This is a genomic window from Streptosporangium sp. NPDC049046, from assembly GCF_040649155.1.
Taxonomy (GTDB): Bacteria; Actinomycetota; Actinomycetes; order Streptosporangiales; family Streptosporangiaceae; genus Streptosporangium.
The window spans coordinates 31,332-55,845 of record NZ_JBEZEZ010000024.1 but is presented as its reverse complement, the minus strand read 5'-3'; the positions used below and the strand labels follow the sequence as shown (position 1 = coordinate 55,845).

General features: G+C 70.2%; 16 protein-coding genes. 5 read left to right on the top strand and 11 right to left on the bottom strand.

From position 1 onward, the window contains the following. Window positions 1-181: 181 nt before the first annotated feature. The 4 genes from AB0B96_RS29580 to purD all read right to left on the bottom strand — a co-directional run bounded on the left by AB0B96_RS29580 (window position 182) and on the right by purD (window position 5,651). Window positions 182-1,471 (bottom strand): GTP cyclohydrolase IIa, encoded by a 1,290-nt coding sequence (locus AB0B96_RS29580; RefSeq protein ID WP_362903849.1) that lies wholly within the window; start codon window positions 1,469-1,471, stop codon window positions 182-184. 225 nt (window positions 1,472-1,696) lie between these two features. Then, on the bottom strand, window positions 1,697-2,965 hold the full coding sequence (gene murA, locus AB0B96_RS29575; RefSeq protein WP_350942413.1) for a UDP-N-acetylglucosamine 1-carboxyvinyltransferase: 1,269 nt from the start codon (window positions 2,963-2,965) through the stop codon (window positions 1,697-1,699). A gap of 177 nt (window positions 2,966-3,142) precedes the next feature. Next, on the bottom strand, window positions 3,143-4,177 hold the full coding sequence (locus AB0B96_RS29570; protein WP_350942415.1) for a hypothetical protein: 1,035 nt from the start codon (window positions 4,175-4,177) through the stop codon (window positions 3,143-3,145). 238 nt (window positions 4,178-4,415) lie between these two features. Further along, entirely contained in the window at window positions 4,416-5,651 is a 1,236-nt protein-coding gene (gene purD, locus AB0B96_RS29565) for a phosphoribosylamine--glycine ligase (RefSeq protein WP_362903846.1), read from the bottom strand. Window positions 5,652-6,213: 562 nt separating this feature from the next. Here purD and corA point away from each other — a divergent pair. Continuing rightward, a complete protein-coding gene (gene corA / locus AB0B96_RS29560; RefSeq protein WP_362903844.1) occupies window positions 6,214-7,368 on the top strand; it encodes a magnesium/cobalt transporter CorA in 1,155 nt (384 codons plus the stop codon). Window positions 7,369-7,476: 108 nt separating this feature from the next. On the opposite strand, the gene AB0B96_RS29555 is transcribed toward corA, so the two are convergent. The 4 genes from AB0B96_RS29555 to fbaA all read right to left on the bottom strand — a co-directional run bounded on the left by AB0B96_RS29555 (window position 7,477) and on the right by fbaA (window position 11,523). Continuing rightward, entirely contained in the window at window positions 7,477-8,403 is a 927-nt protein-coding gene (locus AB0B96_RS29555) for a glycerophosphodiester phosphodiesterase family protein (RefSeq protein ID WP_362903842.1), read from the bottom strand. An 85-nt stretch (window positions 8,404-8,488) separates the two neighbouring features. Continuing rightward, complete coding sequence (locus tag AB0B96_RS29550) at window positions 8,489-9,772, bottom strand: adenylosuccinate synthase (RefSeq protein ID WP_350942422.1); 1,284 nt, start codon at window positions 9,770-9,772, stop codon at window positions 8,489-8,491. A 207-nt stretch (window positions 9,773-9,979) separates the two neighbouring features. After that, the gene (locus AB0B96_RS29545; RefSeq protein ID WP_362903839.1) at window positions 9,980-10,399 is read right to left on the bottom strand and encodes a DUF3151 domain-containing protein; all 420 of its coding nucleotides are present in this window, start codon (window positions 10,397-10,399) and stop codon (window positions 9,980-9,982) included. Window positions 10,400-10,500: 101 nt separating this feature from the next. Further along, complete coding sequence (fbaA, locus tag AB0B96_RS29540) at window positions 10,501-11,523, bottom strand: class II fructose-bisphosphate aldolase (RefSeq protein ID WP_350942425.1); 1,023 nt, start codon at window positions 11,521-11,523, stop codon at window positions 10,501-10,503. A gap of 402 nt (window positions 11,524-11,925) precedes the next feature. Here fbaA and AB0B96_RS29535 point away from each other — a divergent pair, with 402 nt between their 5' ends. After that, window positions 11,926-12,345 carry a hypothetical protein gene (locus AB0B96_RS29535; RefSeq protein ID WP_362903836.1) on the top strand — a complete coding sequence of 140 codons (420 nt, stop codon included), beginning with the start codon at window positions 11,926-11,928 and terminating at the stop codon, window positions 12,343-12,345. Window positions 12,346-12,501: 156 nt separating this feature from the next. Here the strand turns inward: AB0B96_RS29535 and pyrE are convergent, their stop codons facing one another. Next, entirely contained in the window at window positions 12,502-13,038 is a 537-nt protein-coding gene (gene pyrE, locus AB0B96_RS29530; RefSeq protein WP_350942429.1) for an orotate phosphoribosyltransferase, read from the bottom strand. A gap of 170 nt (window positions 13,039-13,208) precedes the next feature. On the opposite strand from pyrE, the gene AB0B96_RS29525 reads away from it, so the two are divergent. Next, window positions 13,209-16,040, top strand: coding sequence for a zf-HC2 domain-containing protein (locus AB0B96_RS29525; protein ID WP_362903833.1), 2,832 nt, complete (start codon window positions 13,209-13,211; stop codon window positions 16,038-16,040). Window positions 16,041-16,497: 457 nt separating this feature from the next. Further along, window positions 16,498-17,739: an NYN domain-containing protein gene (locus AB0B96_RS29520; protein ID WP_362903831.1), complete on the top strand. Its 1,242-nt coding sequence runs from the start codon at window positions 16,498-16,500 to the stop codon at window positions 17,737-17,739. Between the two features lie 245 nt (window positions 17,740-17,984). Here AB0B96_RS29520 and AB0B96_RS29515 read toward each other — a convergent pair whose 3' ends face one another. Together AB0B96_RS29515 and AB0B96_RS29510 are read right to left on the bottom strand one after the other, a co-directional pair. Then, window positions 17,985-18,617, bottom strand: a complete 633-nt coding sequence (locus tag AB0B96_RS29515) for a response regulator (RefSeq protein WP_362903829.1) — start codon at window positions 18,615-18,617, stop codon at window positions 17,985-17,987. A gap of 3 nt (window positions 18,618-18,620) precedes the next feature. After that, complete coding sequence (locus tag AB0B96_RS29510) at window positions 18,621-22,793, bottom strand: HAMP domain-containing protein (RefSeq protein ID WP_350942435.1); 4,173 nt, start codon at window positions 22,791-22,793, stop codon at window positions 18,621-18,623. Between the two features lie 120 nt (window positions 22,794-22,913). Between AB0B96_RS29510 and AB0B96_RS29505 the strand changes: the two genes are divergently transcribed. Then, window positions 22,914-24,452 carry a PP2C family protein-serine/threonine phosphatase gene (locus AB0B96_RS29505; RefSeq protein ID WP_362903827.1) on the top strand — a complete coding sequence of 513 codons (1,539 nt, stop codon included), beginning with the start codon at window positions 22,914-22,916 and terminating at the stop codon, window positions 24,450-24,452. Window positions 24,453-24,514: the final 62 nt, after the last annotated feature.

The window sequence follows — 24,514 nt, the reverse complement described above, 5'->3', positions numbered from 1 at the left end:
CCGCGGTGAACAAGATTTAGTGAACACACGGCGACGGGTCGATGACACTACGTCACACCGTGCCACGTCGGACGGTCCGGGCCCGCCAGGTCACGCCACGCCGGGATCGACGTGCCGTGACCTGGGAGGTTCCGCCGCCCGGGCGCGGCGGAAACCCTCCGTGCCGATGGAGGCGCAGGGCTCAGCGGGCGCCGAGCTTCTCCACGATCAGCCGGTACAGCTGACGGGGACGCCCCGGCTGGGGTGTCCGGTTCGGCGGAAGCGGCCACGCGAGTCCCTCGTCTACCAGCGTGCGCAACAACCGTCGTGCCGTACGCGGGGTGACGCCGAGCATCTTGCCCGCGCCCTCCGCGTCCACCACCGTGTCCCCACCCTCCAGTTTGGCCGCGAGCCGGGCCAGGACCTCCACGCCCTTCGGCTTCAGCGCTCCCGCGCCCTGAGGAGGCATCCTGGGGGCCGGGATGAGCGCCCTGCCCTCACGGTCCACCGCGAAGCCTTGGGCCTGCTTGCCCGCCTGTGTGCGCGCGAGCGCGGCCCTGGCGTGCGACTCGGCGTCGTGGGTGGTGCGGCCCATGCCGACCCCCACCTCGACCGCGAGGCCTAGCTCGTCGCGGACCCGCGCGGCGAACGGCAGCACCCGGAAGCCCTCGGTGGCCGCGGCCACCGAACCGCGGGTCGCGGTGACCATGTAGCTGTGGTCGTCGACCGCGGTGACCGACGCGTTGATCCGGTTGGCCTCCTGCACCAGCAACCGGTGCAGGGACAGCCGGAGCTCGTCGCGCCAGTAGCGTGGCGCGGCACGGCGAACCGGCTCGCGCAGCGTGGGCACCTCCACCAGGACCACGGTGAGCTGCGACTCCTCCAGCCTGTGGTGCGCTCCCAGCAGGGCCGCCGTGTGCAGCGCCGTGCGCACCGCGGCGGAGGTGGGGCGGATCCTGACCACGGGCACCCCGGCCGTCTGAAGGCGGTCGGCGACCGCGGGCAGGCAGGTGAGCGCCCCGCTCGTGCTGCCCTGGCGGGCGAGGCGTTCATGGAAGGCCGCGATCGTACCGGTGGCGCCCGGTTCGTCGCGGCTGTGCACATCCACTGCGGGAAGACTCAAATCGTGGTACGCCTCCTCGACCTCCGCCCTGCTCAGCACGTCGACGCTGACCCTGCGCGGGTCTATCCGTTCGTCCAGCGCGGCCCTCGCCAGCGCGGCGATCAGCGCGGCGCCTCCGAGCTGGACATACGTCGCGGGCATCGTCAGCACCCCCGATCGCCGTGCCAGCTCGTAGGGGACCGGGCTGGCGAACAGGCACGCGTCCACCCCTGCTCCCAGGCGGGTGACCTTGTCGGCGGCCTCCTGCTCGTCGCGGTATGCCGCCGCCACCAGGCGGCAGGGTAACGGGGCGGCCGCATGCCCCATCAACATCACCCGTTCAACGAGGTCATGGGGGCCCACCACACCGATAGTGAGGTCCGGTGTCATGGCACCCGGGCGTGACACTCGTGGCGCTTCTTCGGCCCGCTCGACCAATGTTCGTCCCATCATGCCGTCCGTTTGTTTTCGGCTCTCTTTTGGAACGATCGCTTGCGAGGGCCGTAATGTCACGCCCGATTTGCGGCCAATTCCGGAAGCCACTTCCGGGTTAAAGCCATGACTGGCATCGTTTACACAGGTCAGAGCGGTTTTTGAGCGTCTCAAACCCGCTCATTATGAAGCTGAAATCTCTCGCCGCACGTCGGCCCCCAGGGACTGCATGCGCTCGGCCAGATAAGAGTGCCCGCGGTCGATGAGATAACCCGATCCGATGACGGTCTCCCCCTCGGCGGCGAGGCCGGCGAGCACGAGCGCGATTCCCGAGCGCAGATCGTGAGCGGTTACCTCTGTTCCGGTGAGCGGAGTGGCGCCGCGAACGACAGCACTGTTCTCTTTCACTTCAATGTCGGCGCCCATCTTGTTCAGTTCTGAGGCGAGAGCGAAACGCCCATCGAAGATGCGTTCATGAATGTAACTCGCGCCGTCGGCGAGGCACGCGACCGTCATGATCGGCGACTGCAGGTCCGTGGCGAAGCCGGGGTAGGTGTCGGTGATCACGTTGATCGGGCGCAGCGGGCGGTCCCTGCGCACGTGGAGCACCGCGCCGTGGTCGGCGAACTCCACCCCCATCTGCTCCAGCTTGTAGCGGACCACGCCGAGGTGGTCGAGGTCGGCGCCGACCAGGTTGACCTCGCCGCCGGTGACGGCGGCGGCCATGGCGAACACACCCGCGTCGAGGCGGTCCGGCATCACGGTGTGCTCGACGGCCTGGAGCTCCTCCACGCCCTCCACGGTGATGAACCCCGTGCCGCCGCCGCTGATCTTCGCGCCCATCCGGGTCAGCATCTCGATCACGTCGAGAACCTCGGGCTCCAGCGCCGCGTTCTCGATCACGGTGGTGCCGCGTCCGAGGGCGGCGGCCATGATCAGGTTTTCGGTGCCGGTGTGCGAGGGGGTGTCCAGGTACAGGGTGGCGCCGGTGAGCCCCGACGACTTGACGTGGATGACCGAGTCGCCCTCGTCCACGATCGCGCCCAGGCGCTTGTAGCCCAGGTAGTGGAAGTCGAGGTTGCGGCTGCCCAGGTTGCAGCCCCCCACACCCTCGATCACCGCCTCACCGAGCCGGTGCAGCAACGCGGGAACGAACAGCACGGAACCGCGGAAGCGGCGGGCGATCTCGGCGGGCAGGACCGGGCTGCTGAGCGTCGAGGCGTCGATCACCAGCGTGCGCTCCGCCTCGTGGAGCTCGACCGTGGCGCCGACCCTCTCCGCCAGCTCGACCGCGCGGCGGACGTCCTCGATGATGGGCACGTTGCGCAGGACCGTCCGGCCTCGGGACGCCAGCAGCGCGGCACCGATCATGGGCAGCACGGCGTTCTTGGCACCCTGGATGAAGGCGGTTCCACGAAGTGGGTTGCCACCGCGCACGCGGTAACGGACCATGCGTCATGCTCCTTGAAGTGATGTGGGTGATTCGTGTGGCGCGGGGCGGCAGCCGAGGTTTATCCGGCCAACAGTAGTCGTTGGATGCCCCTGAACCGGCCACTTCGCGGGGGAACTACCCCTCGAATGCCCGATAATCCTTGGCCTCCCGCCGCGTCCGCGCCACCCGTCGGCCCGTTACCTGCCCTTCGGGCCGCCCGCGGTGGTGAGGGGGGAGGCGGCCGAGAGGAGGTTGTCGGCCCGCTGGTCGACGAAGCGGGTGACGACCTGCTGGCCGTACCCGAACGCCATCGCCCAGACCAGGATCGCGGGCTGCGAGCCGAGCCCGGCGAAACCCGGCACGAAGCCCGAGTTCAGGATCAGCAGACCGAGCACCGAGGTGGCCACCCCCGCCGGGGCCTTGAGAAGGTTCTGCACGACCGCGAGCGAGTATCGGGTGGACAGCTCCGAGCGGGTCGAGAGCGAGGCCGCGGTGGCCAGCGCCGCGCCCAGCATGCCGATCAGGGCGACGAGAGGGACGTCGCCGTGCCCCGGCCGCAGACCGCCCGTCGGGCAGATCTGGGCGGGCATCAGCCCCTGGGTACGGATCACCGACTGGTCGCCGCACATCGGGATGACGTTCGGCCAGATCGCGCCGATGACCACCACGCTCAGCACGATCAGGGACAGCATGACCACCCCGCCGAGCAGCAGGTTGCGGAAGCTGCGCACCCGCCCGGTCTCCATCGCCTGCGCCGTGTACGCGGCCCGCAGCACCGACTGCATCAGCGGCCTGTCGTTCTCCGACAGGTCCCCCGCCGCGAGCCTGGCCTGCAGATGGACGAGCCGGGGGTCGTCGCCGGGCAGGTAGGCCCGGCCGATCGCCACCACCTCCGGGGCCCGGCCGCACAGCTCCGCCGCCGGCAGCACGCCGTACAGCATCACGGTCGCGCTGTTCACGTTGGACCAGGCGCCCTCGATGGCCTGGCCGGTCAGCCAGCGCCGTACGCCGTGCGTGCTGCGCGCGTACGTCTCCGCCCGCGCCAGGTGCGTGCCGATGCCCTCGCCCACTGAGGCGAGCTGCCCCGCCTCGTCGCGCATCGTGAGGGCCCGCTCGGTGTCGGCCCTGATCTCCTCGCTCCGGGTGGCGACGTACACCCGCCAGGTGCCGGGCCAGCGCAACACGCCGGTGTCGCCGATCCGCTCGGGGGGCATCGCGGGATCGAGCGACATCGTTCCTCCGGGGGGAGCGGCCTGGGACGGGCACCGACTGCCCCAGGCTTATCGCGACATGCCGATCAGGCGCTACACATCCCGCCGAAAACCAGGGCTCGGGCATGCCGGCCAGGCGTGCTGTGCCCCTTTGGAGAAGTCAGGGCTCGGGCATGCCGATCAGCGCGCTGTGCGCCTTTGGGAAAACCGGGACCCGGACGTGCCGGTCAGGTCCCGCGCACCCCCGGCGAACCGGGGCTCAGAGGTCGCCGCGGCTCGCGATGTCGGTGCGGTGGTGCGCGCCGCGCATCCGGATGCGCTCCACGGCCTCGTAGGCCGCCGCCCGCGCCGCGGGGACGTCGGGCCCCGTGCCGACCACGCTGAGCACCCGGCCCCCGTTGGAGACGATCCGGTCGCCGTCGAGGGCGGTGCCGGAATGCAGCACGTAGGCGTCCTCGACCGGGTCGGACAGTCCTTCGATCACGTCGCCCTTCACCGGCTCCGCGGGGTAGTTCTCCGCGGCGATCACCACGGTCACCGCGGCGCCTTCGCGGTAGGAGAGCGGCCCGAACCGGTCGAGCGTCCCGGTCGCGCAGGCGAGCAGCAGGCCCGCGAGGGGCGTCTCCAGCCGGTCCAGCACGACCTGGGTCTCCGGGTCGCCGAACCTCGCGTTGAACTCGATCACTTTCGGACCCTTGGACGTGAGGGCGAGCCCCACGTACAGCACCCCTGTGTACGGCGTGCCGCGTTTGGCCAGCTCGGTCACGGTCGGCATGACGGTCTCGGCCATCACCTGCTCGGAGAGGTCGTCGGGCGCCCACGGCAGCGGCGTGTAGGCGCCCATCCCGCCGGTGTTGGGGCCCTGGTCGCCGTCGTAGGCGCGCTTGTGGTCCTGGGCGGGCTGGAGCGGCACGGCGGTGGAGCCGTCGCAGAGCGCGAACAGCGACACCTCGGGGCCGTCGAGGAACTCCTCGATCACGACCCGCCCGCAGGCGGCGGCGTGCCGGAGCGCCTCGTCGCGGTCGTCGGTCACCACCACGCCCTTGCCCGCGGCCAGGCCGTCGTCCTTGACCACGTACGGCGTGCCGAACTCGTCGAGCGCGGCGGCGACCTCCTCGGGCGTGACGCAGGTGTGCGACCGGCCGGTGGGAACGCCCGCCGCGACCATGACGTCCTTGGCGAAGGCCTTGGAACCCTCGATCAGCGCCGCCTGCCGCGAGGGCCCGAAGCAGGGGATCCCCGCCTGTCTGACGGCGTCGGCGACCCCGGCGACCAGGGGCGCCTCGGGGCCGATCACGACCAGGTCGGCTTCGAGGCTCCCGGCCAGCTCGGTGACCGAGGCCGGGTCGGTCGGCGTCACCGGGTGCAGGGTCGCGACCTGCGCGATACCCGCGTTTCCGGGAGCACAGTGGACCTCGGTGACCTGGGGGTCGGCCGCCAGCGACCGGCACAGGGCATGCTCACGCCCGCCGGATCCAATCACAAGAACGCGCACTCGTCAGAGCCTATCGTCCCTGCGGGGGCGCCCTCGGGCCCGTGCCCCCGGGAGGGGGTCTGCTCCCGGGGGTCCTGTGGGCCGGGAGTCTCGCGTTCCGGGCGGTTCACGCTTCGGGAGGTCCTCGCTTCGGGCGGTTCACGCTCTGGAAGGCCCCATCTCCGGGACGTCGGCGCTTCCGGTGGACCCGTGCCCGTGGCGGATTCGAGGACTTGTCCACAGCCTGTGGACAAGTCGGAGCGCGCTCGGGTGGGAGAGGTGCCGTAAAGGGCGTGTGAATTTTGTCTGGTTACGCATGATCGACAGTTGAACCTGGGAGTAAGCTGAAAGTCGTCCCCCCAATCGTGTTACTTTTGGGTGGCTTTGCGTGTCTATTGCTGATTGGAGGTGGTTCGGGATGTCCTCTGGCGATCCCAGCAGTACGTGCCCGCGCACGCCTGCTGTGCGCACCCTCGACCACCCCATCTCGGTGCCCGACCGGCACCACACGCATCACCCTCCTCACCAGGGGTGACATCGCATCGCGTGTGGATCCCGCCAGGTTGGGCGGGAAAGGCTCGCCATGCGCTCCTCGCTTCTCTTTCCTCGCATCAAGCACACCCGGACGATCCGTGCCGCGCACACGCCCGCCGTCTCGATCCGTGAGCGGATGACCGGCGTCTGCGTACCGCCGAGCGACTCGCTCGTCGAGTACGCCGCGTACATCGGCGGCAAGAAGATCGACGCCCTGGGCATCCCCGACGCCCTGGAGCTCGTCCGTGCCCACAACGCGGCCCACAACCAGGGCTCCGAAGCGGCCTCCGACGGAGGTACCGGCAAGGGGAACGCCTTCGTCTGGGTCGGCCTGCACGAGCCCGACGCCCCCGAGGTCGAGTGGCTCGCGGAGGTCTTCGCCCTGCACCCGCTCGCCGTCGAGGACGCCGTCAAGGCTCACCAGCGGCCCAAGGTCGAACGCTACGGCGACTCGGTGTTCGTGGTCCTGAAGACCGTCGCCTACATCGACCACGAGGTGCTCACCGCCACCAGCGAGATCATCGGCACCGGCGAGCTCATGATTTTCGTCGGCCCCGACTTCGTGGTGACCGTGCGCCACGGCAGCCACTGCCCCCTCTCGGAGGTGCGCGCACGCCTTGAGGACAAGCCCAAGCTCCTCAACCGCGGACCCACCGGCGTGCTGCACGCGATCGCCGACCACGTGGTCGACAAGTACCTCAACGTGGCCGACCGCATGCAGGCCGAGCTGGAGGACGTCGAGGCCATGGTCTTCGCCGACGTCAGCGCCCGCGACATCGGCCGGATCTACAACCTCAAGCGCGAGATGATCGAGATGAAGCGGTCCGTGATGCCGCTCCAGTCGCCGATGTCCACGCTGGCCCAGCGCCGGATGATCCCCTCGGAGATGCGCGAGTACTTCCGCGACGTCGTCGACCACCTGGCCCGTGTCTGCGAGCAGGTCGAGTCGTCCAACGAACTCTGCAACTCCATACTGCAGGCGGCGCTCGCCCGCTCCAACGCGCTCGCCAACGAGGACATGCGGAAGATCTCCTCGTGGGTCGCGATCATGGCCGTCCCCACGATGATCGCCGGCATCTACGGCATGAACTTCGAGCACATGCCGGAGCTCGACTCCGTCTTCGGCTACCCGGTGGTGATCGGCGTGATGGTCATCGCCTGCACGCTGCTCTACCGGGGCTTCCGCCGCAACGGCTGGATGTGACCGGGGTTCTCCCGTCGGCCTCGCTCCACCGTGGCTCTCTCGTCGGCTTCGCTCCACCGCGGTTTCCGATGCGACGTCTGGATATGACCCGATCTCTCCCGTCGGCCCTCAGGCGCTCAGCGGTCGCGCGGGGGTGACCGGCCGGGGGACGGGCATGCCCCGCTCGGTCCACAGGGCGATCATCCGGTCGGGATAGTCGGTGACGATCGCGGCCACCCCGAGATCGAGCAGCTCACCGGCCCGGCCGGGCTCGTTCACGGTCCACACGGCCATCGGCAGGTCGGCCTTCTCGGCCCGCCGGGCGAACTCCCGGTCGACCATCACATGCTCGGGGGAGAGCGTGCTGCCCCCCGCCTCGACGGCGGCGGCCGGGACGTCGCCGCCGAAGTCCTCCAGACGGAGGCCGTCGAGCCACGCGCTGTCCATGGTGGCGCGCTCGATCAGGGCGTACCTCGGGGTCGCGGGGGTGAGCGAACGGGCGATCCGCAGGACGCGCCAGTCGAAACTGAGGATCGCCGCCCTGTCCAGCCTGCGGTGCCGGTCGAGCTCGGCGACGACCATCTCGGTGAACTCGGCGGGGTCGGCGCTCAGCTCCGGCCTGGTCGGATCGGACTTCAGCTCCACGTGCACCCGCACCCCGTCGGCGCCGTACGCGTCCATCAGGCCCAGCACGGAGGCCAGGGTCGGCATCCGGGTGTTCGGCACCGGCACCTGCGTCGCGGCGAAACGGTCCTCGGGGTGGCGCGGCACCCGTATCCCGCACTCCAGCGTGCGCAGCTGCGCCAGCGTGAGCGCTCCGATGGGCCGGCCCACGTACGGGAAGGCGGGGTCGCCGTGGAAGGCGGGACGGACGTCGGCGCTGGTCACCGGGGAGACGGTGAGATCGTGCGTGAGCACCAGCCGCCGGTCGGCCGTGAGCGCGACGTCGAGTTCGAGCGCGTCGACACCCAGTTCGAGGGCGTGGGCGAAACCGGGCAGGGTGTTCTCTGGACGGAGCCCGCGAGCGCCGCGGTGACCGTGAATCTCGGCATGCACACAGGGACCTTATCCACCTCGCGCGCCGATCGTCCGGTACGGCTCGCGTCTCGGTGACGCCGTTCGCGAGCCGTACCGGTCCGAACTAGATCAACGAGTGGATCTGGAGCGTTTCGGTACGGCCGGGGCCGACCCCGACGGCCGAGATCCTGGAGCCGCTCATCTCCTCAAGGGCCTTCACGTACGCCCGCGCGTTGGGGGGCAGATCCTCGAAGCTCCTCGCACCGGTGATGTCCTCCTTCCAGCCGGGGAACTCCTCGTACACCGGCTTGGCGTGGTGGAAGTCGGTCTGGGTCATCGGGATCTCGTCGTGGCGGACACCGTCGATCTCGTAGGCGACGCAGACGGGGATCTTGTCCAGGCCGGAGAGCACGTCCAGCTTGGTGAGGAAGTAGTCGGTGACGCCGTTGATCCGGGTCGAGTAGCGGGCGATCACCGCGTCGAACCAGCCGCAGCGGCGGTTGCGGCCGGTGGTCACCCCGTACTCGCCGCCGGTGGTGCGCAGCCACTCGCCCATCTCGTTGTCGAGCTCGGTCGGGAACGGGCCGGCGCCGACGCGGGTGGTGTACGCCTTCAGGATGCCGATCACGCCGGTGAGCCGGGTCGGCGGGATGCCGGAACCCGAGCAGGCGCCGCCGCTCGTCGGGGAGGAGGAGGTGACGAAGGGGTAGGTGCCGTGGTCGATGTCGAGCAGGTTGCCCTGCCCGCCCTCGAGCAGCACGACCTTGTTCTCGTCCAGCGCCCTGTTGAGGACGAGCGAGGTGTCGGCGATGTGCGGCGTGAGGCGCTCGGCGTAGCCGAGATACTCCTCCAGGACCTTGCCCGCGTCGATCGCCCGGCGGTTGTAGATCTTGGTGAGGATCTGGTTCTTCTCGCCCAGCGCGACCTCGATCTTCTTCTGCAGGATGCCCGGGTCCAGCAGGTCCTGGACCCGCACGCCCATCCGGTAGATCTTGTCGCCGTACGCGGGACCGATGCCCCGCCCGGTCGTGCCGATCTTGGCCTTGCCGAGGTAACGCTCGGTGACCTTGTCCAGGGCCTTGTGGTGGGGCATGATCAGGTGCGCGTTCGCGGAGATCAGCAGCCGCTCCGCGGAGACTCCCCGGGCCTGAAGCCCGTCGATCTCGCTCAGCAGCACCCCCGGGTCGATGACGACGCCGTTGCCGATCACGGGGACGACGTTCGGGGAGAGCACTCCCGTGGGAAGCAGGTGCAGCGCGTACTTCTGGTCGCCGATGACGACCGTGTGGCCCGCGTTGTTGCCTCCCTGGTATCTGACGACGTAGTCGACCTGGTCTCCAAGCAGGTCGGTCGCCTTACCCTTGCCCTCATCGCCCCACTGGGCACCAACGAGAACGACAGCCGGCATCGTGAATCTCCCACCACAAAAACGAAAACCCCTGGCGCAATCGCGACAGGGGCTCTTGCGTGGAGAGAATACCCGACCGCGCCCGAAATGGGGATCTCCCACCTTGGGAAAGAGGGTTCGGCGGGAGATCCCAGGGACGAATCGGAAGCTGACCCGCGGCTCAGCGGGACAGATCAGCGGCGGAGTCGAGGGTCGAATACCCGCAGGTCAGCGGCTGTTCAGCTCCTCGGACGCCTCGGCGCTCGAATCCTTCAGAAACTGGAAGCACCGCTCGGCCTCCTCCTTCTCCCCGATGCTCTGGGCGGCGCGGGCGAGCGCGTGCAGGCACCGCAGGAACCCCTGGTTGGGAAGGTGCCCCCACGGGATCGGGCCGTGCCCCTTCCAGCCCGCCCTGCGGAGCTGGTCCAGGCCCCGGTGGTAACCGGTGCGGGCGAAGGCGTACGACGTCACGGCGTGTCCCGCCGCGAAGGACTCGTCCGCGAGTACGGCCCAGACGGCCGGGTACGCGGGGAAACGCGCGGCGACATCGGATGCTTTGGCGCCGGTTTCCAGTGCCTCCCTGGCCTCCGGTAGGTCCGGTAGCAGGGTGGGCGGCGGGCCGGCGAGGAGGTTCTCGTGCGATTCCATGACGACAGTCCTACCCGGTGGACCCGCGTCAGGCCAAGATCGGCCCCCGGAGTCTTTCCGGAAGCCGATCTCGTTGTCTCTGCTGTGACCCTTTTCTGGGCTTAGGAGAGCTTGGTGCCCGCGGACTTCAGGTGCTGGGCGGCCTCGACGATACGCGCCGCCATCGAGGCCTCGGCGGCCTTGCCGTACGAGCGGGGGTCGTACGCCTTCTTGTTGCCGACGTCGCCGTCGACCTTGAGAACGCCGTCGTAGTTCTTGAACATGTGGTCGACGATCGGACGCGTGAAGGCGTACTGCGTGTCGGTGTCGATGTTCATCTTCACCACGCCGTAGGCGATGGACTCGTGGATCTCCTCGAGCAGCGAGCCGGAGCCACCGTGGAAGACCAGGTCGAACGGCTTCTCCGCGCCGTACTTGGCGCCGACCGCGTCCTGGATCTCCTTGAGCACGCTCGGGCGGAGCTTGACGTGGCCCGGCTTGTAGACGCCGTGCACGTTGCCGAAGGTCGCGGCGAGCATGTAGCGGCCACGGTCGCCCAGGCCCAGGGCCTCGGCGGTCGCGAGGGCGTCCTCGGTGGTGGTGTAGAGCTTCTCGTTCATCTCGCCGACGACGCCGTCCTCCTCGCCGCCGACGACGCCGATCTCCACCTCAAGGACGATCTTCGCGCGGGCCGTCTTCTCGATGAGCTCCCGCGCGATGTCCAGGTTCTCCTCCAGCGGCACGGCGGAGCCGTCCCACATGTGCGACTGGAAGAGGGGGTCCTCGCCCCTCGCCACCCGCTCAAGGGAGATGTCGAGCAGCGGGCGTACGAAACCGTCCAGCTTGTCCTTGGGGCAGTGGTCGGTGTGCAGGGCGACCGTGACGGGGTAGTTCGCCGCGACGACGCGGGCGTACTCCGCCAGCGCCACCGAGCCGGTCACCATGTTCTTGACCGTGGTGCCGGAGAGGAAGTCGGCGCCGCCGGTCGACACCTGGATGATGCCGTCGCTCTCCGCCTCGGCGAACCCCCTGAGCGCCGCGTTGAGGGTCTGTGATGAGGTCACGTTGATGGCCGGGTAGGCGAAACCGCCTGCTTTTGCCCGGTCGAGCATCTCGGCGTAGACCTCTGGAGTAGCGATAGGCATCGTGTCATCTCCCTGGAGACGGCTATGAACAGCTGGCGCGGCTATGAAGACATAGCCCGCAGGCCAGTATTCCGGAGTTTCTTCCCGGCCGGATAGCTCGGGTACCACTTCGGCGCGTACCGAGGTGTCTCCGACCGTCTCCCCAACGGTATCCCCGGCCCCGTTCCCGCCGGATGGCCGGGACCCGCGGCCCTCCTCGCCCCCCTTCCCACCAGGCAATCCCCGGCGCGGCGCTTTTCTGCCCCTTTCCCCGCGGGGGACTCGGCGGCCGTGGCACGACCCGGACGAGGCGCGGATGGTCTGCCGGAACACACCCTCCCTGACGGATCCGACCAGGTGGGTCGTGAAATCTCCTCACGAACCGCTAACCTCCACAGTGTGGGACGCCACAGGTCTGACCCCATGGGCATCGCGCGCCTGGTCCTCGTCGGGCTCGCGGTGTCGGCGGTCGTCGTCCTGATCGTGCTGGGGGTCCTCTCGCTGGCGGGAAGCCTGGGCTCCGGCGCGCCGACGGCGTCGCCCGCCCCCTCGGACGCCGTCTCGTCCGCCGTCGCCTCCCCGCCGCCGTCCGCCACCCCCGAGCGCGTCCCGACGGTTCTCGTCGAGTGCCTGCGGGAACGGTGCCCCACGGTCTTCGTGAAGATCACCGGAGGTGACGTGCTCCTCGACAGGGAGATGGAGCTCGGGGAGCAGTTCCGGTCCTTCGACCCCAAGGTCGATGTCGTCCTCGCCGACTCCGCCGCCGTCCGCGTCGAGGTGAACGGTGCCGTCCGCTCCCCGGGGAAGGCGGGCGAACGCCAGGAGTTCACGGCCTCCCGCTAGCCCCGCCTCCCGCATCGTCGCAGGCGGCAAGCCGTACCGACCCGGGGCGGTCGGGAGGGCGTGCGGAACGCGGGGCCATCCCGTTTCCCGCCAAGGCGGAGCGCGGGGCTGCCTCGTTTCCCGCTGAGGCTGAGCGCGGGGTTGGCCCGTTTCCCGCTAGGCGAGGCCGAGGTCGGCCAGGGTGTAGGCGGTCAGGTACGGCAGTCCGGCCTCGGCGATCGCCGAGGCGGCCCCCCGGTCCACGATCGTGGCGACCGCCACGACCTCGGCGCCCGCCTCGCGCAGCGCCTCCACCGCCGTCAGCGGGGATCCGCCGGTCGTGGAGGTGTCCTCCACCACCAGCACCCGACGCCCCGACACGTCCGGACCCTCGATCCTGCGCTGCATGCCGTGGGTCTTCTGCGCCTTGCGGACCACGAACGTGTCGAGCCTCCCGCCTCGCGCGGCCGCCGCGTGCGTCATGGCGGCCGCCACCGGGTCGGCGCCCAGCGTGAGACCGCCGACCGCCTCGTAGTCCAGATCCTTGGTGATGTCCAGCATGACCCGCCCCACCAGCGGCGCAGCCTGCCCGTCGAGAGTCACCCTGCGCATGTCCACGTAGAAGTCGGCCTCCATGCCCGAGGACAGCACGACCTTGCCGTGCACCACGGCCTTGCCCTTGATCTCCGCCAGCAGGCTCTCGCGATCGCTCATGGCACAAGGTTAGGACGACCGGGGAGCCCGCCCGATCGGGGCCCCGCCTACGAGCAGGCCGGCCGTAACGTCGATTTCGGCCCGTGATGGCAAAAGTGCGATCCGGGTTTACTCGCGGCGCGGACTGCGGGATTATCCGGCAGGCAACTCCGGGTAATGGTGAGGTCACAATGGGTGCGGAAACATCTCAAGGCGACGCCGAGCTCCTGGCTGCCACCAGGAACGGCGACGTGGCCGCCTACCGGCTGCTCCATCGGCGACACGCCCCCGCGACGCGTGCCCTCGCCCGCCTGCTCCTGCCGGGGGAGAGCGAGGCCGAGGACCTCGTAGGGAAGGCGTTCGCCGAGATCCACCACGTGATCGCCCAGGGACACGGCCCGGAACAGGCGTTCCGTGTCCAGCTGTTCACCGTCCTCCGCCGTATCGCCGACGACCGTTCCGGTACGGCCGGAGGCACACCGGCCGTACCGGAACGGTCGCCGGGGGAAGCCCTCAAGCGGGCCGACGGCGAGGACAAGGCCGATGAGGGGGTCGTGGAGCGGGCGACCGGTGCGGTCGCGGATGAGCCCGACGAGGGAGATGAGGGAGCTGTCGGGCGCGCGACCGGTGAGGTCGAGGGTGGGGCGGAAGAGGAGACCGTCGAGCGGACGGTCCCCGCGACCGGGGAAGGAGCGGGTGGGGAGACCGGTGAGCGGCCCAGTGGTGAGTCCGGCGGCGAGGTGGGCGAGGAGACCGGTGAGCGGTCCACCGACGGTGAGACGGGCAGGGCGGACGGGGAGACCGACGAGCGGGCGGACGGCGAGGCAGGGCCCTTCGATCCGCGCGCGTTTCTCGTGGACCCGTCACTGCGGGGCCTGGAACGCTCGCCGGTGGCGAGGGCGTTCCTCTCCCTGCCCGAGCGGTGGCAGTTCGTCCTGTGGCACGCCGAGGTCGAGAGGCTCAGGATCGAGGACGTCGGGCTCCTGCTGGGGCTGACCGTGAACGGCGCGGCCGCCCTCGCCCACCGGGCGAAGGAGGGGATGCGCCAGGCGTGCCTGCGCATCCACCTGACCGAGACGTCCGCCCCCGAGTGCCGGCCCGTGCTGACCAGGCTGGGCCCTCACACGCGTGGCGACCTGGACAGGGAACGGAGCAGGGTCATCGAAAGGCACCTGGAGGGCTGCTCCGGCTGCCGCGCGGTGCTCACGGAACTGACCGGCATCGGCCACGGCGTCCGCTCCGTCATCGGCCCGCTCGTCGCCGGTCCCGCGTTCCCCGCCTACCTGACGGCGCTCGCCAGGATGGGCGCCACGGTGGGGGGCGGCGGACTGTCCGGCCGCTGGCGGAGGGCTCCCCGATCCGTACGGCGCGCCGTCGCGGCCGGTGCGATGGCCACCTCGGTCGTGGTGGCCGCGGCCCTCGTGCTGGTGTCGACGGAAGAGCCCGTCCGATGGCCGAGCACGGCCTCCGAGCCGATCGTCGTGGCCCCGGTGCCCGACTCGCCGGACCCGGAGGTGCCGGAGATCTCCGAAGCCCCCGTACCGTCACCGTCGGGTCGGTCGGCGGAATCCGGCCGGGGACCCGAGGAGACCGGAGTGGTGCCCGGATCCGTTGCCGGCGCGCCCCTCGACGGAGAGTCCGTCGAGACGGGCCCCGGGGACAGGGCCGGTGGGTCCGAGGGGGGCGCGCCGGCCGGAGCGGGGCCCGGAGGGGGGCAGGGCGGCCGGACGGGTGCCTGGCTCGCTCCCCGCCTGGTGGCCAGGATCGACGCGCTCGGCGCCCTCGTCAGGTCCGAGGCCGGAATCGTCGTGGTGCGGCTGCGCAACGCCGGCCGGGGGCAGAGCGAGGAGGTCGTCGCCGACGTCGGGCTGCCGCGAGGTGTGACGCTGCCGTCCGGGTCCCGCCGAGGAAACGCCGTCGGTGGCGTCACACCGGTGGGTACGGTCGACGGCTGGTCCTGCCGGGCACGAAACCGGGGTGCCCGGTGCGTCCGCGGCCCACTCCCCGCGGGCCGGGCCACGGCGGTCTTCCTGAGGGTCCTGGTGTCGGATGAGGCGGTCTACGGGACGTCGCCCTCGGTCACGGTCACCACCGCGGGGACGCGGGTGGAGGCGAGGTCACGCAGCAGGGTACGGGCGACGGGGGCTCCGGCCAGGTTCGCCACCGACGGCCGGGTCGCCGTCTCCGCGATCGGCAACACCCTGGTGGGCTGCGCGCCCTCGGAGCCCGCGTGCGAGGCCGCCCGCTCCCGGCGGGGTGGCAGGCGCGACAACAACAACTGGGAGATGCGTCCCATCGATCATGACGGGGATCCGTCGACGAGCAGTTCGAGCGCCGCCCGGCTCGCCCTGCCGGCGGCGAGCAAGGTGGTGTGGGCGGGACTCTACTGGTCGGCGAGCGCGCCACCAGGCGGGCGGATCAAGCTCAAGGTGCCGGGTGAGGAACGGTACCGGCAGGTCAGGGCCACGCAGGTGGTGGAGAGAGAACTGCCTGCGGGGCGCGGTTACCAGGCGTTCGCCGATGTGACGCGTTTGCTGGGCAGGGTTCGCGGGACGTACTGGGTGGCCGACGCCTCGGTGCGGTCAGGTGTGGCGCGTCACGCCGGGTGGAGCCTGGTGGTCATCGTCGCCGACCCGCGCCGGCCGTACAGCCAGGCCGTCGTCGTCGACACCACAGAGGTGCTGGACGGGGAGAATCGCTCGGCGCGGATACCGCTCGAAGGGCTGACGCCCTCCGGCGTGCCCGCGAGGATGTCCCTGGTGACCTGGGAGGGGGACGCGGGCGTCGGGGGCGATCGGGTGAGGCTCGGCGGCCGGACCCTGCGGCCCGCGGGCGGGGAGCGGGACCCGGGCAATCCCTTCGACGGGTCCGCCGCCGGGGCGCGGGGCACCGGTACGACCTTCGGCACGGACGTGGACCGCTTCCGAGCGCCTCTCGGCCGTGACCCGGTGCTGGAGATCAGTACGCGCGAGGACGTTCTGCTGTTCGGCGTGGCGGCGGTGAGCGTGCGGACCGCCCCGTGACGGCCCTCGGTGGTCGGCGACGCGGTGGAAGTGGAAGGTGAGTCGTCGGCGGTGCCGTGAAGGGAGTCGGCGGCGCCGTGAAAGGAGGGGGCGGTCGTACACCTGACGAGGCGTATCGCCGACGGAAGAGGAGTCGTATCCCCGGCGGAAGGGCGCACCACGCCTGCGGGTTCGTTGTGCGGTGAGGGGGTGGTGTGAAGGGTGGGGAGGCCGGGGCGCGATGGGGGAGAACCAGAAGTGATAGCACCTCGCCGAACGGGTTCACGAACGGGACAAACTGGTACGGTCTGCGTGAACGATCCAGCGTATGGTCGAGCGCGGGTGGAATCGTCGGGATTCACCCTCGGATGGTCAGCTGCTTGATTACCCTGAGGAAGGGCCGTCTGTCCGGTCTCTGAGGGGTTCTTTCAGGCTTGTCTGAACCGAAGGATCGGGCCACGTAGGAAGGCGGTGTCGTGTGGATCGTTGCGCGCTGTTCGTGGACGCCGGCTACCTGCTGGCCGACGGCGCGATGGCGGTGCACGGTACCCGCCACCGCGAGTCCGTCTCCTGGGACTACCCGGGGCTGCTCCAGCTGCTCAACAAGTTGTCGAGAGAGCGCACCGGGCTGCCGTTGTTGCGCTGCTACTGGTACGAGGCGACCGTGGAGGGCCGCCGCACCCCGGAGCACGACACGCTGGCCGAGATCCCCGGCCTCAAGCTCCGCCTGTCGCGCATCCGCCCCGGTCGTCGCGAGGGTGTCGACGCCCAGGTCCACCGCGACCTGATGACGTTGGCCCGCAACGGCGCGGTCTGCGACGCGGTCGTGGTCAGCGGTGACGAGGACCTGGCGCAGGTCATCTGCGACGCCCAGGACCTCGGCATCCGGGTCACCGTGGTGCACATCGGCGCCGACGGCAACTGGGCCGTCTCCCGTACGCTCCGCCAGGAGTGCGACGACCTGATCGAGATCGGCGCCGGTCAGCTGCGCCCCCACGTCAGCCTGCTGAGCGGCGACACACCCGCCCTGGTGGCCAACGGCCACCAGCGCGCCGCCAACGGCCAGCCCGTCTCCGCGCGCGGCACCGGGGGCAGCGGCGGAAACACCGGGAGCATCGGTGCGAACACCGCCCCGGCCACCAGTCCCATCCCCGCGGTCCAGCCGTCCCGCGCGGCTCACGCCCAGCCCGCGCTGCCCTCCGCCTATCAGAGCTACACCCAGGAGTCACCGGTCGTCCCGGCCGCTCCCGTCACACCGCCGTCACCGTCGTCGCCACCGCCGCCCCCGCCCGCCTCCCCGCCCTCGCACGCGGCCGTCAGCACCCAGACCGGTCCGCTGCCCGTCGCGCCGCAGTACTCGCTGGGCAACACCGGCGGCATGCCGAGCTATCAGTCCCCGCAGCAGCAGATGGGCGCCTACACCGGTCCCCAACCGGCTCCGGTGCCGACGCAGAGCACCGGAACCGGTGCCGCGACGACCCTCTCCGACGCGGTGCAGGCCGCCCACAAGGAAGGCCACGACTTCGGCGAGTCCGTGGCCAAGGACGCGCCCGCCCTGTGGCTGGAGGCGGTCCTCGCCCGCAAGCCCCGGATGCCCTCCGACCTGGAGGCGCGCCTGCTCCAGGGCTCCTCACTGCCGATCGACTTCCTCCTGCACGACGAGGTCCGTCACGCCCTGCGCCGCGGCTTCTGGGACGCCCTGGAGCGCGCCCGCCGCTGAGAGACGCACAGGAGACGTACGGTCGGCTCGGAAGGAAACCGCGGTGTGAGATGATCGCGCCGCGGAGATCCCTCAGGGAGGCGCGGAGACGCCCTCAAGTGACGCGGAGATCCCTCGGGGAGGCGCGGAGACGTCCCTCAGGTGGGCGCGGAGAGGTCCGCCGGGTGACTGCGGGGCACCCCAGGTGACCTCGAAGACGCCCGGATGACCGCGTGGCGCCCGTCAGGTGACCTCGAAGACGCCCCTCAGGTAAGGGCGTCGAAGCCCGCGCGCAGGTGGTCGAGACGATTGGACAGGTCGGTCAACGGCCCCGCGAGACCGGGGTCGCCGCTTTTACGGGCCAGTTCCACGACCCGGCCGACCTCCTCCTCGACGGCGGCCAGGCGCCTGGACAGCTCGGGCAGCACGGCCGCCTGGTCGGCCGCCTCACCGGGCGGCAACTCCGTGGCGAGGCGTTCGCGAAGCATGGTGGCCTGCTCGGCGAGCCTGCGGTTCATGTTGTAGAGCTCCACGAACACCGCGACCTTGGCCCGGAGCACCCAGGGGTCGAAGGGCTTGGTGAGATAGTCGACGGCGCCCGCCGCGTAGCTGCGGAAGGCGTAGTCGGGCGCGCTGTCGACCACGGTCAGGAAGATGATCGGGATGTTGCGGGTTCGTTCGCGGCGTTTGATGTGGGCCGCCGTCTCGAACCCATCCATTCCCGGCATCCGGACGTCGAGCAGGATCAGGGCGAACTCCGTGCCGAGCAGCGCCTTCAGCGCCTCCTCCCCGGACTTCGCCCGGACGGGGATCAGATCGAGCGAGCTGAGAATGGCCTCAAGCGCGATGAGGTTCTCCTCCCGGTCGTCCACCAGGAGGATCTTGGCTTTGTCCGGCATCGATCACACGCCTTCGTCGGGGTCGGCGGCCGGCTTGCCCCGGGTGAGCCAGCCGCGCAGCCTTTCCAGCAGGCGGTCGACGTCCACGGGCTTGGGCACGTAGTCGGAGGCGCCGGAGGCGATGCTCTTCTCCCGGTCGCCTCGCATGACCTTAGCGGTCAGCGCGATGATCGGCAGGTCCGCGAACTGGGGCATCCGGCGGATCGCGGAGGTGGTGGCCCAGCCGTCCATCTCCGGCATCATGATGTCCATCAGGACGAGGGCGACGTCCTCGTTGCGTTCGAGCTGCTCGATGCCCTCGCGACCGTTCTCCGCGTAGATCACCGTGGAGCCGTAGCGTTCGAGCACGCTGGTCAGCGCGAACACGTTGCGGATGTCGTCGTCCACGATCAGGATCTTCGCCCCGGTGAGCGGATCGTCGCCCTTCCACGGCTTGCCCTCGCCCTGCGGGAACTGCGGCAGGGGCATGTCGTCGTTGAGCGTCAGCTCCGGCAGGTCGCCGGGCTCCTCGAGCACCCCGATGAGCGTGGTGTTGCGGGGGGAGGAGGGAGTGCTCGCCCCGCCGTCGCGCGAGGACAGCGGGCCGCCGTACGACGGGGGCAGGTAGAGGGTGAAGGTGCTGCCCTCGCCGACCTCGCTGACCACGTGGATCTCGCCGCCGAGCAGGCGGGCGATCTCGCGGCAGATGGACAGGCCGAGACCCGTCCCCCCGTACTTGCGGCTGGTGGTCCCGTCGGCCTGGCGGAACGCCTCGAAGATGACCTCCAGCTTGTCGGAGGCGATCCCGATGCCGGTGTCGACCACCTCGAAGGCGAGGATGCCGTCGGTGCCGCGCAGGGTGTCGTCCACGAAGGCGACGGCGCGCCTGGCGTGGATCACGCGCAGCCGCACCTCTCCCTTGGGGGTGAACTTGATCGCGTTGGAGAGCAGGTTGCGCAGCACCTGCTGGAGGCGCTGCTCGTCGGTGCGGAGCTCCTGCGGGATCGACGGGTCGATCTCGACGGTGAACGACAGGCCCTTGTCCTGGGCGAGCGGCGCGAAGGTGGCCTCGAAGTAGTCGACGAGCTTGGGCAGGGAGATCTGCTGGGGATGGATGTCCATCCGGCCCGCCTCGACCTTCGACAGGTCGAGGATGTCGTTGATCAGCTGCAGCAGGGCGGAACCGGCGCCGTGGATGGTCCTGGCGAACTCCACCTGCTGTGCGGTGAGGTTGCCGTCGGCGTTCTCGGTGAGCAACTTGGCGAGCACGAGCAGGCTGTTCAGCGGGGTGCGCAGCTCGTGGGACATGTTGGCGAGGAACTCCGACTTGTAGCGGGAGGAGACCGCGAGCTGCTCGGCGCGCTCCTCCAGCGTGCGGCGGGCCTGCTCGATCTGGAAGTTCTGGATCTCGATCGCCCGGTTCTGCTTGGCGAGCAGCGCGGCCTTGTCCTCCAGTTCGGCGTTGGAGCGGCGCAGCTCCTCCTGCTGGCGCTGGAGCTCGTCGGAACGCTCCTGCAGCTCGGTGGTGAGGCGCTGCGACTCGGTCAGCAGGTCCTCGGTCCTGGAGTTGGCGATGATCGTGTTCATCGTGACGCCGATGGTCTCGACGAGCTGGTTCAGGAAGTCGTGGTGGACCTCGCTGAACTCGCTGAACGAGGCGAGCTCCAGGACGCCGAGCACCTGTGTCTCGAACAGGACGGGCAGCACGACGATCTGCGCGGGCGTGGAGGTGCTGAGACCGGTGTCGACGGTGAGGTAGCGGGCGGGCACGTTGCCGAGGATGATCCCCCTGCCCTCCAGCGCGGCCTGGCCCACGATGCCCTCGCCGGTGGCGAACCGCTGCCGGGGTCCGCTGCCGGGGCGGGCGCCGTACCCGGCGATGAGGAGCAGGTCGCGGTCGCCGGTGGGTTCCGCGAGGTAGAAGGCGCCGTAGTGTGCCGACACCAGCGGGGTGAGCTCGCTCATGATGAGCTTGGCGACCTCCATCTGGTCGCTGTGGCCCTGCATGAGGCGGGAGATCCTCGCCAGGTTGGACTTCAGCCAGTCCTGCTCCTGGTTGGCGGTGGTGGTGTCGCGCAGCACCGCCACCATCATGTTGATGTTGTCCTTCAGCTCGCCGATCTCGCCCTCGGCGTCGACGGTGATGGAGCGGGTGAGGTCGCCGGTCGCGACGGCGGTGGTGACCTCGGCGATGGCGCGCACCTGGGTGGTGAGGCGGGCGGCGAGCTCGTTGACGTTCTCGGTGAGGCGCTTCCAGATGCCCTCGGCACCCTCGACGCGGGCCTGGCCGCCCAGTTTGCCCTCCGAGCCGACCTCGCGGGCGACGCGGCTCACCTCGGAGGCGAACGACGACAGCTGGTCGACCATGGTGTTGATCGTGGTCTTCAGCGCGAGGATCTCGCCCTGGGCGTTCACGTCGATCTTGCGGTTCAGGTTGCCCGACGCGACGGCGGTGGTGACCTCGGCGATGTTACGGACCTGGTAGGTCAGGTTGTTCGCCATGGAGTTGACGTTGTCGGTGAGGTCCTTCCAGACGCCGGAGACGCCGCGTACGCGGGCCTGGCCGCCGAGCTGGCCTTCGGTGCCGACCTCGCGGGCGACGCGGGTGACCTCGTCGGCGAACATCGACAGCTGGTCCACCATGGTGTTCAGGGTGTCCTTGAGCTGGAGGATCTCGCCCTGGGCGTCCGCGGTGATCTTCTTGGACAGGTTGCCCTGGGCGACGGCGGTGGACACCGCGGCGATCTGGCGGACCTGGGTGGTGAGGTTGTTCGCCATCACGTTGACGTTGTCGGTGAGGTCCTTCCAGGTGCCGGAGACACCGGGCACCTGCGCCTGACCGCCCAGCTGACCCTCCGAGCCGACCTCGCGGGCGACGCGGCTCACCTCGGAGGCGAACGACGACAGCTGGTCGACCATGGTGTTGATCGTGGTCTTCAGCGCGAGGATCTCGCCCTGGGCGTTCACGTCGATCTTGCGGGTCAGGTCTCCGTTGGCGACCGCGGTGGTGACCTCGGCGATGTTACGGACCTGGTAGGTCAGGTTGTTCGCCATGGAGTTGACGTTGTCGGTGAGGTCCTTCCAGACGCCGGAGACGCCGCGTACGCGGGCCTGGCCGCCGAGCTGGCCTTCGGTGCCGACCTCGCGGGCGACGCGGGTGACCTCGTCGGCGAACATCGACAGCTGGTCCACCATGGTGTTCAGGGTGTCCTTGAGCTGGAGGATCTCGCCCTGGGCGTCCGCGGTGATCTTCTTGGACAGGTCGCCCTGGGCGACGGCGGTGGACACCGCCGCGATGGCGCGGACCTGGGTGGTGAGGTTGCCCGCCATCACGTTGACGTTGTCGGTGAGGTCCTTCCAGACGCCGGAGACGCCGCGCACCTGCGCCTGACCGCCCAGCTGACCCTCGGTGCCGACCTCGCGGGCGACGCGGGTGACCTCCTCGGCGAACGCGAGGAGCTGGTCGACCATGGTGTTGACGGTGTTCTTCAGCTCGAACATCTCGCCGACCGCGTCGACGGTGACCTTGCGGCTCAGGTCGCCCCGGGCGACCCCGGTGGTCACCGCGGCGATGTCGCGGACCTGCGCGGAGACGCGGCTGGACATGGTGTTGACGGCCTCGGTGAGGTCGCGCCAGCTTCCCGACATGCCGCGTACGTTCGCCCGGCCGCCCAGGCGTCCCTCGGTCCCGACCTCCCTCGCCACCCGCGTCACCTCGGAGGTGAACAGCGACAGCTGGTCGACCATGCCGTTGATCGCCTTGCCGAGGCGGCGCACCTCGCCCCGGGCACCGCGGTCGAGATCGATCCGGCGGGAGAGGTCGCCCTTCGCCACCGCGTCGATCACGTCGGCGGCCCCGCTGACCGGGCCCACGAGCGCGTCGATCAGCGTGTTGACCGAGTCGACGCTCTCGGCCCACGAGCCCACGCCGGGGCCGGGGGTGAGGCGCTCGCCGAAGCGGCCCTCCTTGACCACCTCGCGGCGGACCCGGTGCAGCTCGTTCGCGAGGTGCTCGCGGCGGTCGGCGACCTCGTTGAGCAGCAGGCGGATCTCGCTGAGGATCCCGGGAGGTGCGTGTGGCACCCGGCGGCGGAAGTCACCGTCGCGCCAGGTGATGAGCGTCTGAAGGATCGGTCGTAGATCCGATTCGCTGTAACGTCGCTCCTCGACGTCGGACACGGTATTGACCGTGGTCATATGACCTCCCTGACTCCCGGGGGCGCGGCCGTGAGTCACCCCAGTCTGTCACGGTGCGCAATGTGTAGTCCCACCTTCGATTCACCCCATGTCAGCGGGAAGTGTGGTAGTCACGGAACAGTGACCAGTGCTCCCCGCGCCGTTCTGGCGGCGACCTTCGCCCCAGGAGACACGGCCGTCCCTGCCGCCAGGCGGTTCACCATCGAGGTGATGACCGCCTGGGCCGCCGCGTCCGTTCTGGCGGTCGCCGAACGGCTGGCCGCCGACCTGTCGTCGCAGGTCACGGACGTTCCCTTCGAGATCGTCTGGAGCCATCTGGGTGATGGCCTGCGGATCGAGGTGCGCCAGAGGCAGGCTCCCGACGAGAGCCCCGGCGCACCGTCCGTACCGGTGGAGGAATGGGGTGTCACCTTCGCCGGCCAGCAACGCACACACTGGGCCAAGATCCGCCTGGCCGGCTCCTCCGGCCGTCCGTCCTCGGAGTGGGCCACCGAAGAGCCCAGTCGCGGGCCGATATGGATGGGTTTTCTCGCCGATGCGAGCGACCTGCTGGCAGGCACTCTCGACCCCGACATGGTGCCCGCGATCATCTCGCAGATCGTGGTGCCGCGGCTCGCCACCTGGTGTGCCGTCTATACGTGGAGCAACGGCGGCGGTCCGCAGCGTCCAGCCTACCTCTGGCACACCGACGAGCGGCGCATCGACGAGCTCAGGGAGGAGCTCGCCGACGCCCAGATCCCGCAGGGCGGCGGGTCCATGCAGCTCGCCGACTCGCAGGTGCTGGTCATCCCCCTCCTGGCGCGCGGGCGCACGCTGGGCGCGATGTGCCTGGGGCGGCCCGACCGGTTCGCCGAGGACGTGTTCCAGTACGCCGAGGACATCGGCCGCCGCGCCGCGCTCGCCCTCGACAACGCCCTGCTGTACGCCACCCAGGCGGCGGCGAACCGGGCACTGCAGCGCAGCCTGCTCCCTCCGGACGAGCCGGGCGAGATCCCCGGTCTCGACCCCGCCGTGGTCTACGAGCCCGCAGGGGAGACCAACGAGGTCGGCGGCGACTTCTACGATCTTTTCGCGGCCGGTGACAGCGCCTGGCGGTTCGCGGTGGGCGACGTCTGCGGGACCGGCCCCGAGGCCGCCGCGGTGACCGGTCTGGCCCGCCACACCCTGCGCCTGCTCGCGCGGGAGGGGTACGGGGTGGCGGCCGTTCTCGAACGCCTCAACCAGGCGATCCTGGACGAGGGGGATCGTGCCCGCTTCCTGACGCTGCTGCACGGGGAGATCACGCCCGTGCCGAGCGGACTGGACGTGGCGATGGTCTCCGCGGGGCACCCGGAGGCGCTGCGGCTGCGGCCCAACGGTGACGTGGAGGCCGTGGTGACCTCCCAGTCGCTGCTCGGGGTCTTCCCCGAGGCGACCTTCAAGGCGGAACTCGTCCACCTCGACCCCGGTGACGTGCTTCTCGCGGTGACCGACGGGGTGACCGAGCGCCGCAGGGACGGGCGACTGCTCGACGACGACGCGGGGCTCGCCAAGCTGCTGGCCGAGTGCGTGGGGCTGTCGGCACGGGCGGTCGCCGAGCGGATCCGCCGCGCGGTCCAGGACTTCGCCCCCGAACCGAGCGCCGACGACATGGCGATCGTGGTCCTGCGGGCCCGCTGACGGGCTCCGACCGGTCGGAGCCCGTCCATCGGCCCGCTCACCGGCCAGGCAGGGCCGTCGTC

What these genes read in the sequence shown, in the direction of transcription:
- AB0B96_RS29580 (WP_362903849.1), bottom strand. Translation starts at nt 1,471, where the DNA reads ATGACACCGGACCTCACTATCGGTGTGGTGGGCCCCCATGACCTCGTT.
- murA (WP_350942413.1), bottom strand. Translation starts at nt 2,965, where the DNA reads ATGGTCCGTTACCGCGTGCGCGGTGGCAACCCACTTCGTGGAACCGCC.
- AB0B96_RS29570 (WP_350942415.1), bottom strand. Translation starts at nt 4,177, where the DNA reads ATGTCGCTCGATCCCGCGATGCCCCCCGAGCGGATCGGCGACACCGGC.
- corA (WP_362903844.1), top strand. Translation starts at nt 6,214, where the DNA reads ATGCGCTCCTCGCTTCTCTTTCCTCGCATCAAGCACACCCGGACGATC.
- AB0B96_RS29550 (WP_350942422.1), bottom strand. Translation starts at nt 9,772, where the DNA reads ATGCCGGCTGTCGTTCTCGTTGGTGCCCAGTGGGGCGATGAGGGCAAG.
- AB0B96_RS29545 (WP_362903839.1), bottom strand. Translation starts at nt 10,399, where the DNA reads ATGGAATCGCACGAGAACCTCCTCGCCGGCCCGCCGCCCACCCTGCTA.
- fbaA (WP_350942425.1), bottom strand. Translation starts at nt 11,523, where the DNA reads ATGCCTATCGCTACTCCAGAGGTCTACGCCGAGATGCTCGACCGGGCA.
- AB0B96_RS29535 (WP_362903836.1), top strand. Translation starts at nt 11,926, where the DNA reads ATGGGCATCGCGCGCCTGGTCCTCGTCGGGCTCGCGGTGTCGGCGGTC.
- pyrE (WP_350942429.1), bottom strand. Translation starts at nt 13,038, where the DNA reads ATGAGCGATCGCGAGAGCCTGCTGGCGGAGATCAAGGGCAAGGCCGTG.
- AB0B96_RS29525 (WP_362903833.1), top strand. Translation starts at nt 13,209, where the DNA reads ATGGGTGCGGAAACATCTCAAGGCGACGCCGAGCTCCTGGCTGCCACC.
- AB0B96_RS29515 (WP_362903829.1), bottom strand. Translation starts at nt 18,617, where the DNA reads ATGCCGGACAAAGCCAAGATCCTCCTGGTGGACGACCGGGAGGAGAAC.
- AB0B96_RS29510 (WP_350942435.1), bottom strand. Translation starts at nt 22,793, where the DNA reads ATGACCACGGTCAATACCGTGTCCGACGTCGAGGAGCGACGTTACAGC.